The sequence below is a fragment of the Streptomyces sp. NPDC102402 genome (genome assembly GCF_044765765.1).
Lineage (GTDB): Bacteria > Actinomycetota > Actinomycetes > Streptomycetales > Streptomycetaceae > Streptomyces.
Map to the genome: position 1 here is coordinate 946,292 of NZ_JBIWKR010000001.1, position 14,703 is coordinate 960,994.

A 14,703-nucleotide genomic window follows, 5' to 3' on the forward strand; every position below is an offset into this window, starting at 1 on the left:
GGCGGTGGGGTATAGCGGCGGGATTTCTCAACTCTCCGTAAATGAATAGTAATGGAGAGTAAAGAAGGGTGTCCATGCTTTCGATCAAATAGCCCATAGAGTCACTCATTCAAGTGAATAAGCAGCTTTTCATCCGGCTTGTCGTACTGATTCCCTCCGGGCTGCGTGTGAGGTTGGCCGCGCCGTGTCAGCACTTGACCGCACGAATCCTGCAAGGAAGAGGGTGGGCGGATGATGGCCGCCACGAAACGGATCGCTCTGGGTGCCGTGGTCACGGCCCTGGTCGCCGGCCTCGCCGGCTGTTCGGGTCCTGGGACCGGGGCCGCGGGCCCAGGCCTCGGGAAGAGGTCGGCCCCGGCGAACTCTCCGGCCGCGGCGCCGAAGGGGGCGTTCGACCTCATCGGTGACGGTTCCACCGCCTTCACGGGGGCCCAGCCGAAACTCCCCGCGGTGAAGCGCCTCAAGCCCGGTCAGAAGCCTCCGCAGTTCGTGGTGTTCTCCTGGGACGGCGCGGGTGAGGACAGCCAGAAGCTGTTCTCGCACTTCCGCGAGGTCGCGAAGAAGTACGACGCCAGGATGACGTACTTCCTGAGCGGCGTGTACCTCTTGCCGGAGGAGAAAAGGGCGCTCTACGACCCGCCCCAGCACTCGGCGGGCCGCTCCGACATCGGGTTCAACGACACCGAGGGAATTCGCCACACGCTGAAGGAGCTGCGCGCCGCCTGGCTGGACGGCAACGAGATCGGCACCCATTTCAACGGGCACTTCTGCGGGCCGGACGGAGGCGTGGGCACCTGGTCGGTCGAGGAGTGGAAGAGCGAGATCGACCAGGCGAAGTCGTTCGTGAAGAGCTGGAAGTCCAACGCCCCGGCCCTCAAGGCCGAAGCGCCGCTGCCCTTCGACTACGACAAGGAGCTGATCGGCGCCCGCACCCCGTGCCTGGAGGGCCAGAAGAACATGGTCGCAGCCGCACGGACCATGGGATTCCGCTACGACTCCAGTGGTGTCGGAAACCAGGTCTGGCCTGCGAAGAAGGACGGGCTCTGGGATCTCCCCCTGCAACTCGTCCCCGTACCCGGCCGCGCGTTCGAGACTCTCTCGATGGACTACAACTTCATGTTCAACCAGTCCGGTACGACGACGCAGGGCGACCCCGACAAGCACGAGTACTGGGGCAGCCAGATGCGGGACGGTCTGCTCCAGGCATTCGACCGTGCCTACAACGGGAACCGCGCTCCGATGATCATCGGCAATCACTTCGAATCCTGGAACGGCGGCACCTACATGCGTGCGGTCGAGGAGACGATCAAGACGGTGTGCACCCAGCGGGATGTGCAATGTGTGTCCTTCCGGCAGCTCACCGACTGGCTGGACGCGCAGGATCCCGCGACGCTCGCGAAGCTCGGGACGCTGAAGGTGGGGCAGGAGCCCGAGTCGGGCTGGGCCGCGTTCCTCACGGGAACGGCTCCGGTCAACCCTGCGGGCAGCCCCGTGCCCGCCGGGCCGACGGATCAGCCGGCAGGCAAGGGGGCTGACAGGAGCGCGGAGTAGGGGGCGCCCCCGGCGCTGCTCCGTCCGGTCAGGCCGGCTGGGCGGCGCCACTCTCCGCGCGGTGCTCATGCAGGACGAAGGCGGGGTCGACCTGGGCTGCCAGGTCGGCGCCCGTCTTCTCATTGCCCCAGCTCTCGGCGTTCTTCAGGTGGAAGTGCACCATCTGCCGCGTGTACCGCTCCCAGTCGCGGAACTCGTACGAGTCCTCTGCGGCGTCCTGCAGGGCCTGAAGGGCCATGCGATTGTCCGCCTCCAGCAGCTCGAACGGGGCGGGGCGGCCCTTCTCCATCGTCCGTACCCAGTCGGACTGGCCGACGGTGACCAGCAGGTCGTCGCCGGTCTCGTCCCGCAGGAAGTCGAGATCGTCCGCGCTCTGCACCTTGTTGCCCACCACCTTCAGGGCGATGCCGAAGTCCCGCGCGTACTCCTTGTACTGCCGGTAGACGGAGACGCCCTTCCGTGTCGGTTCGGCGATGAGGAACGTCATGTCGAAGCGGGTGAACATCCCTGACGCGAACGAGTCCGATCCCGCCGTCATGTCGACCACGACGTACTCGTCCGGACCGTCGACCAGGTGGTTGAGGCAGAGTTCGACCGCCCCGACCTTGGAGTGGTAGCAGGCGACGCCGAGATCGGTCTCGGTGAACGGGCCGGTGGCCATCAGCCGGATGTCGCCGTCGTCGAGCCGGACCGTACGGGCGCAGGCGTCGTAGACGGGGTTGTCCTCGCGGACACGCAGAAGCCGGGAGCCCTCTCCCGGAGGAGTTGTCTTGATCATCGTCGCGGAAGAGGCGATGCGGGGGTTGCTTCCGCGGAGGTAGTCCTTGATGAGGGGTAGCTGGGAGCCCATGGCCGGCAGTGCGGCGGACTCCCTCTCGTCCAGGCCGAGAGCGGCCCCGAGGTGCTGGTTGATGTCGGCGTCCACGGCGATGACATGGGCTTCGTTGGCAGCGAGGTGGCGGATGAAGAGCGAGGACAGCGTTGTCTTGCCGCTGCCGCCCTTCCCCACGAAAGCGATCTTCATGTTCACCTAGGGTAGCGGTCCAATCGCTCAGTGCTGTCGACCTTCGTGAAGAAGGCCACTCCCGGACAGCATCCGCGCGCGGGGCGCGTAGCCTCCCTACTTATGAGTACGACTTCCTCGGACCCGCTTGCCGCCCTGGGTGACCTGCCGGGCGTCGCCGACGCGGTGGACTCCGTGCGCAAGGCTGTGGACAGGGTGTACGGGCACCGGGTCATGCGGCGCCGCAGTAACGAGGTGACGGCGGAGGCGGCCCTTCGAGGTGCTCGCGGTTCCGCGGCGCTCTCGGGTGCTGACTGGAATCTCGAGGAGGTGCGTCGGCGTACGGACTTCAGTGGTGAGGACGAGGCCCGCGTCGTCGGTGCAGCCCTCAGGCTCACGGCGGAGGCTGGGCAGTTGCTCTCCATCTGGCGGCAGTCGCCACTGCGGGTGCTGGCCCGGCTGCATCTGGTGGCGGCCGGTGGCGTGACCCCCGACGACACGGTCGGCAGGCCCCGGCTCGCGGGTGAGCGGGTCGACGAGCCGTTGATCGAGGTGCCCGCCCCGGACGCCGCCGAGGTGTCCGGCCGGCTCGAGGGGCTGTCCGAGCTGGTCATCGCCGGCAGCTCGGCGCCCGCCCTCGTGACGTCGGCGGTCGTGCACGGTGAACTGCTGGCGCTGCGCCCGTTCGGCTCGCACAACGGCTTGGTCGCCCGTACCGCCGAGCGGATCGTGCTGATCGGCAGTGGGCTGGACCCCAAGTCGATCTGCCCTGCGGAGGTCGGTCATGCGGAGCAGGGGCGCGCGGCCTATGTGGCGGCGTTCGAGGGGTACCTCTCGGGGAGGCCGGAGGGGATGGCTGCCTGGATCGCCCACTGCGGGCGCTCGGTCGGGCTGGGGGTCAGGGAGTCCACGGCGGTGTGTGAGGCGCTGCAGCGCGGCGCGGCCTGAGCGCATCGCCCGAGAGGTCCGGACCGGCTTTCCGTGGCGCGGCCGCGAGTGGCGGTCTTCGGGAAGGCGGTCTCCGGAAAAGGGTTGCGGCGGTACCGGTTCCGGTACCGCCGCTGGCACGTCCGCCCAGTTACCAAGCGTCCTCGGTGTATGCCCATCAGGTCGGGATCGCTGCCCGTCACCTGGTGCGGCTGGCCCGTAATCGACGGGTCGACGTCGCGTGGGTGCTCGGCTTTCGTGCTCGGTCCGTGGGGCCATGTGTGCGTGAAAAGGTGATCCTCTCGGATGTCCCTGGTCTCGCGGGCCGTTGAATCCTTTGTACTCCACGACCAGGGTGAGTGGAAGCCCTGGCCCCACTTCTTTACTTTTGCGTTCAAATAGGGACGGGTTGGGCGTTGAAGGCGGTTGGCCGTGGCCGCGAGGGCCTGACGAGGCTGCGGCCGACGGGCCGCAGCCTCGTCAGGTGGTGAGTGCCGCGGCGCGGCGGCGATTGGCGTACCAGACCAGTCCGGCTGTGACGGCGGCGGCTCCCACCGCGGCGGCTGCCACAAGTGCCGGCCGCGGCGGCATCGAGAACGCGGGAAGACGCTGTTTGAGCCGTACCGGCCGGTCGAAGGTGAGAATCGGCCATCCTCGCAACGTGGCCTCGCGGCGCAGTGCCCGGTCAGGGTTCACGGCGTGCGGATAGCCCACTGATTCCAGCATGGGCACGTCGGTGGCGGAGTCGCTGTACGCGTAGCAACGCGACAGGTCGTAGCCCTCCGATGCGGCGAGCGCCCTGACCGCCTCGGCCTTGGTGGGCCCATAGGCGTAGTACTCGATCTCGCCCGTGAAGCAGCCGTCCTCTCCCACGACCATCCGGGTCGCCACGACCCGGTCGGCGCCGAGCAGTTCCCCGATCGGCTCGACGACTTCGGCGCCGGAGGTCGAAACGATGACCACATCGCGCCCGGCGGTGTGGTGTTCTTCGATGAGTGTCGCCGCCTCGTCGTAGATGATCGGGTCGATCAGCTCGTGCAGGGTCTCGGCGACGAGATCCTTGACCTGTTGGACGTTCCATCCCTTGCAGAGCGCCGACAGGTAGTCACGCATCCGCTCCATCTGGTCGTGATCGGCGCCCCCGGCAAGGAACACAAACTGTGTGTACGCGGTGCGCAGTACGGCGCGGCGGTTGATCAGCCCGCCTTGATAGAAGGACTTGCTGAAGGTCAGTGTCGATGACTTCGCAATGACCGTCTTGTCCAGGTCAAAGAAGGCTGCTGTGCGCGGCGAGAAGCAGTTTTCCACAAAGGTGAGCATAGGGGCCCGCCATTCGGCGTAAAGTCCGGCGGGTGGGTTTGCCTGAGAAGGTGCTCGGGTACACCATGGAAGTCACGGATCGTTCGCGACCGTGCTAACCCGGTCCGACTCCTCCCCCCCCCGAGTCGGCCGTGGGGACGACCCCCGCTCTCCCCCCCGGCGGGGGTCGTCGCATGTCCGGATGCGTTTTCCGGCTCAGGGTGGACGTCCGGCCTCTCTTGTCGCTCTCGGCTGCCCGTCTCTCGCGGGTCTCGTACCGATCATGCCTCGTCACCTGGCGTAGCGAAAGGGCTGCGCTCCGGTGTCCCCTGTACGAGCTACGGAGATATTCACAACGCTGTGGTTGTCCACAGTTTTTGAGCAAGATCCACATGTTTTTCCGAGGGGCTGCATGTTGATTCCACCCACGAAGTCCGTGGGTTCCGGAATCGCGCATCTCGGTAGCGTTCGAGATCCCCGCGAAACCGCACTGAAGGGACAGTGAGAAGGGGGCGGAGATCGTGGCTGGATCTTTCGCGAGCGAAGGGCTGCCGACGGCCGAGGGGCGTCGGTGCGGTCCGTTGATCGTGACCGAGGAAGCGGGGCTGCTCGATGATCTGCTCAGGCTGTGCGCCGCGGCCGGGGCGGTACCCGAGGTGCGTCATGGGCCTCCGGCTGAGAAGGGCGGGTGGGAGCGGGCGCCGATGGTCCTGGTGGGTGACGACGCGGCGTCGCGGTGCCGGGGGACGACCCGCAGGCCTGGCGTCATGCTCGTCGGGCGGGACCAGGATGACCCCGACGTATGGCGCCGCGCGGTGGAGATCGGGGCCGAATACGTGCTGAGACTGCCCGATTCGGAGAGCTGGCTCGTCGATCAGATCGCCAACGCGGTGGAGGGCGTGGGCCGGTCCGCGCTGACGGTGGGAGTGATGGGGGGACGTGGCGGCTCCGGCGCGTCCACGCTGGCCTGCGCGCTGGCTGTGACGGCGGCGCGATCGGGCCGACGGACCATGCTGATCGACGGTGATCCGTTGGGCGGTGGCATCGACGTGCTGCTCGGCGGTGAGGAATCGCAGGGCCTGCGGTGGCCGGATTTCGCACGCTCGAAGGGAAGGGTGGGCGGAGGGGCCCTGGAGGAGGCCCTGCCGGCGTTGCACGGGCTGCGCGTGCTGAGTTGGGGCCGGGACGACGAGGTGATCGTGCCGCCGCAGGCCATGCGGTCGGTGCTCGCCGCGGCACGTCGGCTCGGCGGGGTGGTCGTCGTGGACCTGCCACGGCGGGTCGACGAAGGCGTCGCGGAAGCGCTCGCGCAGTTGGACGTCGGGCTGATGGTCGTGCCCGGTGAACTGAGAGCGGTCGCGGCGGCGCAACGCGTGGCGGCGGCGGTCGGGATGGTCCTGGAGGACCTACGGATCGTCGCCCGGGGCCCCTATACGGCCGGTCTGGACGAGCAGTGGGTAGCCCAGGCGCTCGGACTGCCTCTCGTCGGTGAACTGCCCGTGGAGGCGGGGTTGCCCGCCGCCCAGGACAAAGGCATGCCCCCCGGCGGGGATTCTCGTGGCGCGTTGGCCCGCTTCTGTACGGCCTTCTGGGAACTGGCGGATTCTCCCGGCCGTTTCGACGGCGTCCCGGCCCGGTCCTCCTGGGGTGAGACCTCATGACCGATGCGCTGCTCGACGCCGTGCGCCAACGACTGGCCCGCAGTGGTACGGCGCCCACTCCCGCGGGGGTGGCTGCCGCGCTGAGGGAACAGGGCCGCCTGCTCGGTGACGCGGAAGTTCTCGGTGCGGCCGAGGAACTGCGTGGCGAACTCGTCGGCACGGGTGTGCTGGAACGGCTGCTGGCAGATCCGGAGGTGAGCGATGTGCTGGTGTCCGCTCCGGACCGGGTATGGGTGGACCGCGGTGGCGGACTCGAGCTGACCCGGGTCACCTTTCAGGACGCGGCGGCTGTCCGGCGGCTGGCCCAGAGGCTTGCAGCGGTAGCGGGCCGCCGACTGGACGACGCCCGGCCATGGGTGGACGCACGGCTGCCGGACGGGACGCGCATGCACGCGGTCCTGCCGCCTGTGTCCGTGGGCTCGACATGCCTCTCGCTGCGAGTGGTGCGGCCCAGGGCCTTCACCCTGGCTGAGCTCGTGGCGGCGGGGACGATCCCGTCCGGTGGCGACCGGCTGTTGGGAGCGCTGGTCGGGGCCAGGGTCTCGTACCTGATCAGTGGAGGAACCGGCGCGGGCAAGACCACTCTGCTGTCAAGTCTGCTGGGAGCGGTGGGTGAACGGGAGCGCATCGTGCTGGCCGAGGACTCGTCGGAGCTGCGCCCCGATCACCCGCACGTCGTGCGCCTGGAGTCGCGTCCAGCCAATCAGGAAGGAGCTGGGCGCGTGACGCTGCGGGACCTCGTGCGCCAGGCGTTGCGTATGCGGCCCGACCGGCTGGTGGTCGGAGAGGTCCGGGGTGCCGAGGTGACGGAGCTTCTGGCGGCGCTCAACACGGGACACGAAGGCGGGTGCGGCACAGTCCACGCCAATGCCGCCGAGCACGTTCCCGCGCGCCTGGAGGCGCTCGGGACGGCCGCCGGTCTTGACCGGGCGGCCCTGCACAGCCAGTTGGCAGCGGCCCTGTCCGTGGTCCTTCACCTCGTGCGTGACAGGGGCGGACAACGAAGGCTTGCCGAGGTGCACGTGCTCGAGCGGGACTCCACAGGCATGGTCATCACGGTGCCCGCGCTCCGCTGGAGCAGGGACGGATTCGTGCCTGGGCCGGGCAGGGAGCGGCTCGGCGCGCTGATCGGGGAGGAGGTGTGACGGCGGGATCCGAAGCCCTGACGCAGGGGCCGGCTTGGGTGATGGCGGGCTGTGCCGGCCTGGCAGGCAGCCTGGCCGTGGCGAGGGACCCCGGGGCCGGACGAGCCCGGACCCTGATGCGACGGGGGCGGGAGGCCCGTTGGAGCTCGACGGCGGGGGAGAAGCTCCGCACGCTCTTCGACGGGCGGAGGGAATGGCTGTGTGCCCCTGTGGCGGCTCTTCTCGCCGCTCTGGGTGACTCGGTGCTTCCCCTGCTCGCGGGAGCCGTGGCGGTCCCCCTGGTGCGCCGGTGGCTGCTGCGGAGGGCACGGGGGCGTGAGAGGGAGAGGGCCGTGGACGCGGTGACGTCGCTCTGCGGGGCGGTGGTGGGCGAACTGCGCGCAGGGCGTGAGCCCGGAGAGGCCTTGCTCGCCGCTGTGCATGACGCCGACGCGCTGGGAGCGGCCGAGTCCGCGGTTCTTGCCGCCGCGCGATTCGGCGGCGATGTTCCGGGTGCGCTGCGCAAGGCAGCCGACGGCCCAGGCCTCGAAGGGCTGGCGGGGATGGCCGCCTGCTGGCGGGTAGCAGTGGACGGCGGAGCTGGTCTCGCGGCAGGTCTGGCGCGCCTGGAGAGCGCGCTGAGGGGCGAAAGGCGCCGGCGGGAGGAGCTGCGAGCACAACTGGCGGGTGCGTGGTCGACCGTCGCGGTCCTGGCTTTGCTGCCGGTGGTCGGGCTGGGCCTGGGGGCAGCACTCGGGGCGGACCCGCTGCAGGTTCTGCTCCACAGCCCGGGCGGGCTGGTCTGCCTGGCCACGGGGGCTCTGCTGGAGGCCGCGGGGCTGCTCTGGGCAACACGGATCGTGCGGACGGGGGAGGCATGAGCGGGTTGACCGGGTCGGGGGAACACCTGGGGCCCGCCGGGGTGGTGCTGGGCGCGGTCGTGTATCTCACCCACTCGGTCGGTGTCCGACGGCGTGAGCGAGCGATACGGAGACGTGGGGAGCTACTGACCAGATCCTGCGGGAAGCGGCCGAAGCGCGGATGGCGTGACCTGTGGGCGTCGGGCGGGACGCGTGCTCAGGGGTGGACGGTGTTCCTGGCTGCCTGGGCCACCGGCTGGATCCTCGTCGGCGGGGCAGTCGGCTGCGGTGCCGGCCTCGTGGCGGCGTGGGGAGTGCGACGGTGGCAGCGGTCCCGAAGGGGGCGCCGAGCCGCCGGGAGGGAAGTCGAGGACGCCGCTGTCGCAAGGCAACTGCCGCTTGCCGCGGATCTGCTGGCGTCCTGCATTTCGGCGGGCGCCGGGCCGAGAGAGGCGGCGGAGGCAGTCGGGGAGTCCATGTCGGGTCCTGTGGGCGAGCGGTTGGCCCGCACGGCGGCCGAGATCCTGCTCGGCGGTGAACCGGCCGAAGCGTGGGGCCGGTTCGGTGAGATACCGGGTGCCGCACCTCTGGCCCGCTGCCTGGAGCGGGCAGCGTCGACGGGGGCGCCTGCGGCCGAGCCCGTTTCCAGGATCGCCGACGAGATGCGGGCCGAGCGGGCGAGTGCGGCTGTGGCACGTGCCCAGAGGGCGGCAGTGCTGATCACCGCACCGGTGGGTCTCTGCTTTCTGCCCGCCTTTCTGGCGGTGGGTGTCGCACCGGTGGTGATCGGACTGGCGACGGGCCTCCTGCACCGCACATGAGCGCGGGCAGCGCTTGGGGCCGGACTCCGGTCCCGGTCCGGTGTGACCTGGCCCTGCCGACGGACACCGGCGAGGCCCGTCCCTGACCCGTCGGGCGCCGGCGAGGCCCGTCCCTGTCCCTTCGGGTGTGGGCGATGCCCACCCTCGTCCCTTCGGGGGTGGGCGTGGTCGAGCGCGGCCCGGGCCGGGTCCGGCCCGCGCTCGAAGGGCGGAGCTGAGATCCGAAGTACCGAGATGCGAGTGTCCGAGGTTCCGGACAAGACAACGTGAATTGTGATCATGGGGGCTGAAATGTGCGGGAAGTCGATGAGGCAGCCGCTGCGTGTATTGCGTCGGGTCTGGGAGGCGCGGTTCGGTGAACATGCCCGGTGCGGAGGAGGTCTCGACCGAGGGATGACGACCTCCGAATACGCGGTCGGGACCATCGCCGCCTGCGCGTTCGCGGCGGTCCTCTACAAGGTGGTGACCAGCGGGGCTGTGCTGTCCGCGCTCCAGTCGCTGATCAAGGAAGCCCTGGATGCGAAGTTCTGAGGTGCCGAGGAAGGCTCGGCGCGGCGATGGCGGAGCGGTGACGGCGGAGGCCGCGATGGCCCTTCCCGTGCTGGTGGCGTTCGTGGTCGCCCTGGTCTGGGCGTTGGTGGCAGCGGCGGATCAGATTCGCTGTGTGGACGCCGCGCGGGCCGGGGCGCGGGCCGCGGCGCGATCGGAGACGGAGGAGGCGGTCCGGTCCGCGTCTCGGGAGGCGGCGCCGGGCGGGGCCCGGATCGCCGTGGAGCGGGCTGGTGGCCTGTGGCGGGTCCGGGTGGAGGCACCGACGCCGGGACCCGCCCCGTTGGGCCTGACGTTGCGTGCCGAGGCAGTCGCGCTGGCCGAGGACACCGTGGGGGCCGACCCGTGAGCAGGACGCTGAGGAACAGCCCTGCGGATCAGGGGATGGCGACTGTCTGGGTGGCCGTCACGACGGCGACGCTGTGCGCGGTGTTCGCGATGGTGCTCGCTCTCGGACAGGCCGTGGCAGCCCGGCACAGGGCCGGCGGGGCGGCGGACCTGGCGGCCCTCGCCGCAGCCGATCGGGCGCTACGAGGCGAGGAGACGGCGTGCCGGGCAGCCGATGAGGTCGCAGCGGCCCAGGGAGCGCAGATCGTGCGGTGCTGGGTCCGGGGTGAGATCGCCGACGTGACGGCCCGGGCGCGCTTCGGCCCGTACGCACCGGAGGTCCGGTCGAGAGCGGGACCTCCGGTGACCCCGCTGCCCACGGCGCCTTCGGCGGTGGGTCCGTCCGCTGGGGAGAGGGGCCCGCCGGACGGCGTCACTGCTCAGTCTCCTCAGCCCGTTCCGGGGTGGTTGCGGGCGAGCCCTCCGGCTGGGGAGCTTCCCCCGGGTCCGGCGGAGCGGTCCTGAGCAGCTCGGTGAGGAGGCGTACGGCGCCCCGCTTGTGCAAGGGGTCGTTGCCGTTGCCGCACTTGGGCGACTGGATGCAGGACGGACAGCCCGCCTCGCACTCGCAGGACGCGATGGCCTGACGCGTCGCCGTGAGCCAGGTTCGGGCGGTGTGGAACGCGCGTTCGGCGAAGCCGGCGCCGCCCGGGTGGCCGTCGTAGACGAACACCGTGGGGAGGAGTGTGTCCGGGTGCAGGGGGACGGAGACGCCGCCGATGTCCCAGCGGTCACATGTCGCGAAGAGCGGCAGCATCCCGATGGAGGCGTGCTCGGCGGCGTGCAGAGCGCCTCCGAGGATCTCGGGACCGATCCGGGCGGTATCGAGCTGGTCCTCGGTGACCGTCCACCACACGGCGCGGGTGCGCAGGGTGCGGGGCGGCAGGTCGAGTCTGGTCTCGCCCAGTACCTCCCCGGTGATCAGCCTGCGACGCAGGAAGGAGACGACCTGGTTGGTGACCTCGACGGACCCGAAGCAGAGCCGCCCGTCGCCCCAAGGGATCTCGGTGTCGGTCTCCAGCACGGCGATCGCGGTCGTGTCGCGGGCGTTGGTCGAATACGGAGGGACGGCTTCCTCCACCAGCGCCACGGAATCCTCCAGATCCAGCTGCCGGACCAGGTAGGTCCGGCCCTGATGGAGGTGGACGGCACCCTCGTGCACGGTCGTGTGCGCGGCGGATTCGTCCACGGTTCCCAGCAGCCTGCCGGTGCCCTCCTCGACGATCTGGACAGGGCGCCCACCACCGCCACGGATGTCGGTGAGGTCGGCTGCACGTTCGCGACGCGTCCAGTGCCAGCCCGTGGTCCGTCTGCGCAGCAGCTTCGCGGCTTCGAGCTGCGGCAGGAGGTCCGGTACAGCGGGGCCGAAGAGCGCGATGTCGGCTTCCGTGAGGGGGAGTTCCGCCGCCGCCGCGCACAGGTGGGGGGCGAGGACGTAGGGGTTGTCCGGGTCCAGCACGGTGGACTCCACGGGCTGCTGGAACAGGGCTTCGGGATGGTGGACGAGGAAGGTGTCCAGCGGATCGTCCCGGGCCACGAGGACGGCGAGGGCGCCCTGGCCCGCGCGTCCGGCGCGGCCCGCCTGCTGCCAGAGGGACGCACGGGTGCCCGGATAGCCGGCGATCACGACGGCGTCGAGCCCCGAGACGTCGATGCCGAGCTCCAGGGCGGTCGTTGCGGCGAGTCCGAGCAGATCTCCGGAGTGCAGTGCCCGCTCCAGGGCCCTGCGTTCCTCGGGCAGGTAACCGCCGCGGTAGGCGGCGACACGCCCAGGCAGGGAGCGGTCCACCTCGGCCAGCCGTTCCTTGGCGATGACGGAGATGAGCTCGGCGCCGCGCCGGGAGCGCACGAAGGCGACCGAACGCACTCCCTGGAGGGTCAGGTCGGTGAGCAGGTCGGCGGTCTCGGCCGTGGCGGTGCGGCGTACGGGAGCCCCCTTCTCGCCGTGCAGATCGGTCAGGGGCGGCTCCCACAGGGCGAAGACCATCTCGCCCCGGGGTGAGGCGTCGTCGGCGACCTCCTTGACGGGCAGGCCCGTCAGACGGCCGGCGGCGACCGACGGCTGCGCCGCGGTGGCGGACGCGAGCAGGAAGACGGGGTCGGAACCGTAGCGGGCGCAGAGGCGCCGGAGGCGCCGCAGCACCTGAGCGACGTGGGAGCCGAAGACTCCGCGGTAGGTGTGGCACTCGTCGATGACGACGAAGCGGAGCGCGCGGAGGAAGGAGGCCCAGCGGGGGTGGGACGGGAGGATGGCGCGATGAAGCATGTCGGGGTTGGTCAGGACGTAGTTGGCGTACTGGCGCACCCATTCGCGCTCTTCGACCGGCGTGTCCCCGTCGTAGACCGCCGGCCGGACAGCGGAGCCGAGGGGCGCCGCGAGCGCCTTCACCGAGCGGCGCTGGTCTGCGGCCAGGGCCTTGGTGGGCGAAAGGTACAGGGCGGTCGTGCCTCGGCCGTTCGGGGCATGCGAGCCGTCGAGGAGGGTACTCAGTACCGGAGCGAGGTAGGCGAGCGACTTGCCGGACGCCGTTCCGGTGGCGATGACGACGGACTCGCCGTCAAGGGCGTGCTCGGCGGCGGCGGCCTGGTGCGTCCACGGATGGTCGATTCCGGCCCGGCCGATTGCCGCGACGACTTCTGGCCGGATGCGATCCGGCCAGATGGCATGGGTTCCCGCGCGCGGGGGCAGGTGCTCCGTATGAGTGATGCGCGCTGCCCGGCCCGCCGCTGCGGCGAGCCGGTCGAGAACCACCGCGGGAGAGGGGCGCGAGCCCGCGTTCTCGGGTGGTCGACTGGGGTGGTGATTCTTGGCCATCGGCACCGAGTGTGTCACTGGCGTGACGGACAATGGGCCCAAGGCGTCGTGCATGGCTGCTGGTAAGTGATTGAATGCCATCGCGGCTGGCGATCCGTCCCCTGGCCTCCGTCGGGGAGACCGAGGGGCGACCGCTCGATAGCAAGGTGCTGGAGGATCCGTGGACCTGTCCCTGTCGACTCGCAATGTGTCCGGCCCTGGTGGCGACCGTACGGTCGTCGAGGTCGGTGGCGAGATTGATGTGTATACCGCGCCCAAGCTGCGCGAGCAGTTGGTCGAGTTGGTGAATGACGGCAGCTACCACCTGGTTGTCGACATGGAAGGCGTCGACTTCCTCGACTCCACCGGCCTCGGCGTGCTCGTGGGTGGCTTGAAGCGTGTCCGGGCCCATGAGGGCTCGCTGCGCCTGGTGTGCAACCAGGAGCGCATTCTCAAGATTTTCCGGATCACAGGTCTGACCAAGGTGTTTCCCATTCACACCTCGGTCGACGAGGCTGTCGCGGCCACCGACTGAACCGTCGGGTGCAGGTCGGCAGCTTCCAGGCCGGCAGGCATGCAGTGACAGACCGGCAGGCGGCAGCAGACGGGCCGCCAGGGGCAGGCGGTCGACCATGTGGTCGGCTGCCGGCTTTGTCGGTTTCCGGAGGAGAATGAGAGCAGGGGTACCGGGCGCCAAGCCCGGGCCCCTGAGATGCACGTCCATACGTTCGAGGGGGATGGCATGCCAACCGTTGAACTCCGCTTCAGCGCCCAGCCTGAACACGTCAGGACGGCCCGCCTCGTGGCAGCCGCCGTGGCGCGCAGGGCCGGCGTCGACGAGGCGGTGCTCGACGAGGTCAGACTCGCGGTCGGCGAGGCATGCAGTCGCGCCGTCGGGCTGCACCGGAGCCATGACATCGCCACCCCGGTCACCGTCGTTCTGACCGAGGACGAGAAGGCCTTCTCCATCGAGGTCGGCGACGGGCTTCTCGCCCCGGGAAACGGCTCCCCGGTTCCGGGAGTCGCCGGCGGGGGAGGCCCGGACGACCCGGAGACGGACGCCGACACCGAGGACGAGATGGGCCTCGCTGTCATCAGTGGACTGGTCGACGACGTGGAGGTCCGTACAGGTGCGGATGGCGGAGTGATCCGCATGACCTGGCCGACGAATCCGGCCGTGGTGCTCCCCTGACCCGTCCGCCTCGCGCGGTGCGCATCGCCGGCCGCTTCCCAGCCCCGGGCAGCCCACTCGGCTGAGGCCGAGCCGGTGCTGCGGCCTGTTCACCCCCGTGGTCGTCGGCCCTGCGGCTCGTTCAACCCTGCGGCTTGTTCAACCCTGCGGCGGAGTCGGCCCTGCGACGGCCACATCCAGCCCGCGGCCCATCCAACCCGCGGCCCTGCGGCGGACCGTCCAACCCTGCGGTCCTGCGGCGGCCCATCGAGCCCCGCGGCCCTGCGGCGGCCCGTCCGACCCGCGACCTGTCCAGCCCTGCGGCCCGTCCAGCCCTGCCGTCGAGTCGGCCCCGTCGGCCCCTCGGTCCGCTCACCCCTGTGGCCCCGTCGGCGTCGGCCCCTTCACTCCTGCGGCCTACTCAGCTCCCGCGGGGTGCCCGGCCCTGCGGACCCAGTTGGCTTCTGCGGCGTACTCAGGTTCTGTGGCGCGTCCAGACGGGTGCCCCGCCCCTCTGTCGGAGAGTGTTCCCCGCGGCGCCTGTTTGGGCCGCTCC

General features: G+C 70.2%; 14 protein-coding genes. 11 read left to right on the top strand and 3 right to left on the bottom strand.

Annotated features, from left to right (window positions below; all coding sequences use genetic code 11):
* Positions 1-231 precede the first annotated feature (231 nt).
* A complete protein-coding gene (locus ACIRJR_RS04080; RefSeq protein WP_403773390.1) occupies positions 232-1,551 on the top strand; it encodes a hypothetical protein in 1,320 nt (439 codons plus the stop codon).
* A 28-nt stretch (positions 1,552-1,579) separates the two neighbouring features.
* On the opposite strand, the gene ACIRJR_RS04085 is transcribed toward ACIRJR_RS04080, so the two are convergent.
* Complete coding sequence (locus tag ACIRJR_RS04085) at positions 1,580-2,575, bottom strand: ATP-binding protein (RefSeq protein ID WP_403773393.1); 996 nt, start codon at positions 2,573-2,575, stop codon at positions 1,580-1,582.
* A 102-nt stretch (positions 2,576-2,677) separates the two neighbouring features.
* On the opposite strand from ACIRJR_RS04085, the gene ACIRJR_RS04090 reads away from it, so the two are divergent.
* On the top strand, positions 2,678-3,502 hold the full coding sequence (locus ACIRJR_RS04090) for an oxidoreductase (RefSeq protein ID WP_403773396.1): 825 nt from the start codon (positions 2,678-2,680) through the stop codon (positions 3,500-3,502).
* Positions 3,503-3,961: 459 nt separating this feature from the next.
* Here ACIRJR_RS04090 and ACIRJR_RS04095 read toward each other — a convergent pair whose 3' ends face one another.
* Positions 3,962-4,801, bottom strand: a complete 840-nt coding sequence (locus tag ACIRJR_RS04095; RefSeq protein ID WP_403773399.1) for an HAD family hydrolase — start codon at positions 4,799-4,801, stop codon at positions 3,962-3,964.
* Between the two features lie 500 nt (positions 4,802-5,301).
* Here ACIRJR_RS04095 and ssd point away from each other — a divergent pair, with 500 nt between their 5' ends.
* From ssd to ACIRJR_RS04130, 7 genes are all read left to right on the top strand, one after another.
* Positions 5,302-6,441, top strand: coding sequence for a septum site-determining protein Ssd (gene ssd / locus ACIRJR_RS04100; RefSeq protein WP_403773402.1), 1,140 nt, complete (start codon positions 5,302-5,304; stop codon positions 6,439-6,441).
* The gene (locus ACIRJR_RS04105) at positions 6,438-7,586 is read left to right on the top strand and encodes a TadA family conjugal transfer-associated ATPase (protein ID WP_403773405.1); all 1,149 of its coding nucleotides are present in this window, start codon (positions 6,438-6,440) and stop codon (positions 7,584-7,586) included. The genes ssd and ACIRJR_RS04105 overlap by 4 nt, the downstream gene beginning before the upstream one ends.
* 41 nt (positions 7,587-7,627) lie before the next feature.
* On the top strand, positions 7,628-8,446 hold the full coding sequence (locus ACIRJR_RS04110; protein WP_403773815.1) for a type II secretion system F family protein: 819 nt from the start codon (positions 7,628-7,630) through the stop codon (positions 8,444-8,446).
* Positions 8,443-9,246, top strand: a complete 804-nt coding sequence (locus ACIRJR_RS04115; RefSeq protein ID WP_403773407.1) for a type II secretion system F family protein — start codon at positions 8,443-8,445, stop codon at positions 9,244-9,246. Before ACIRJR_RS04110 ends, ACIRJR_RS04115 begins: the two co-directional genes overlap by 4 nt.
* Before the next feature lie 279 nt (positions 9,247-9,525).
* Positions 9,526-9,777: a DUF4244 domain-containing protein gene (locus tag ACIRJR_RS04120; RefSeq protein ID WP_403773409.1), complete on the top strand. Its 252-nt coding sequence runs from the start codon at positions 9,526-9,528 to the stop codon at positions 9,775-9,777.
* On the top strand, positions 9,764-10,144 hold the full coding sequence (locus ACIRJR_RS04125; RefSeq protein WP_403773411.1) for a TadE family type IV pilus minor pilin: 381 nt from the start codon (positions 9,764-9,766) through the stop codon (positions 10,142-10,144). The genes ACIRJR_RS04120 and ACIRJR_RS04125 overlap by 14 nt, the downstream gene beginning before the upstream one ends.
* A 35-nt stretch (positions 10,145-10,179) precedes the next feature.
* Positions 10,180-10,647 (top strand): Rv3654c family TadE-like protein, encoded by a 468-nt coding sequence (locus ACIRJR_RS04130; protein WP_403773415.1) that lies wholly within the window; start codon positions 10,180-10,182, stop codon positions 10,645-10,647.
* On the opposite strand, the gene ACIRJR_RS04135 is transcribed toward ACIRJR_RS04130, so the two are convergent.
* On the bottom strand, positions 10,556-13,078 hold the full coding sequence (locus tag ACIRJR_RS04135) for a DEAD/DEAH box helicase (RefSeq protein WP_403773418.1): 2,523 nt from the start codon (positions 13,076-13,078) through the stop codon (positions 10,556-10,558). The two genes, ACIRJR_RS04130 and ACIRJR_RS04135, sit on opposite strands and share 92 nt — an antisense overlap.
* A gap of 79 nt (positions 13,079-13,157) precedes the next feature.
* Here ACIRJR_RS04135 and bldG point away from each other — a divergent pair, with 79 nt between their 5' ends.
* A complete protein-coding gene (gene bldG / locus ACIRJR_RS04140) occupies positions 13,158-13,511 on the top strand; it encodes an anti-sigma factor antagonist BldG (protein ID WP_093799810.1) in 354 nt (117 codons plus the stop codon).
* A gap of 207 nt (positions 13,512-13,718) precedes the next feature.
* Positions 13,719-14,168: an ATP-binding protein gene (locus ACIRJR_RS04145; protein WP_403773421.1), complete on the top strand. Its 450-nt coding sequence runs from the start codon at positions 13,719-13,721 to the stop codon at positions 14,166-14,168.
* Positions 14,169-14,703 lie beyond the last annotated feature (535 nt).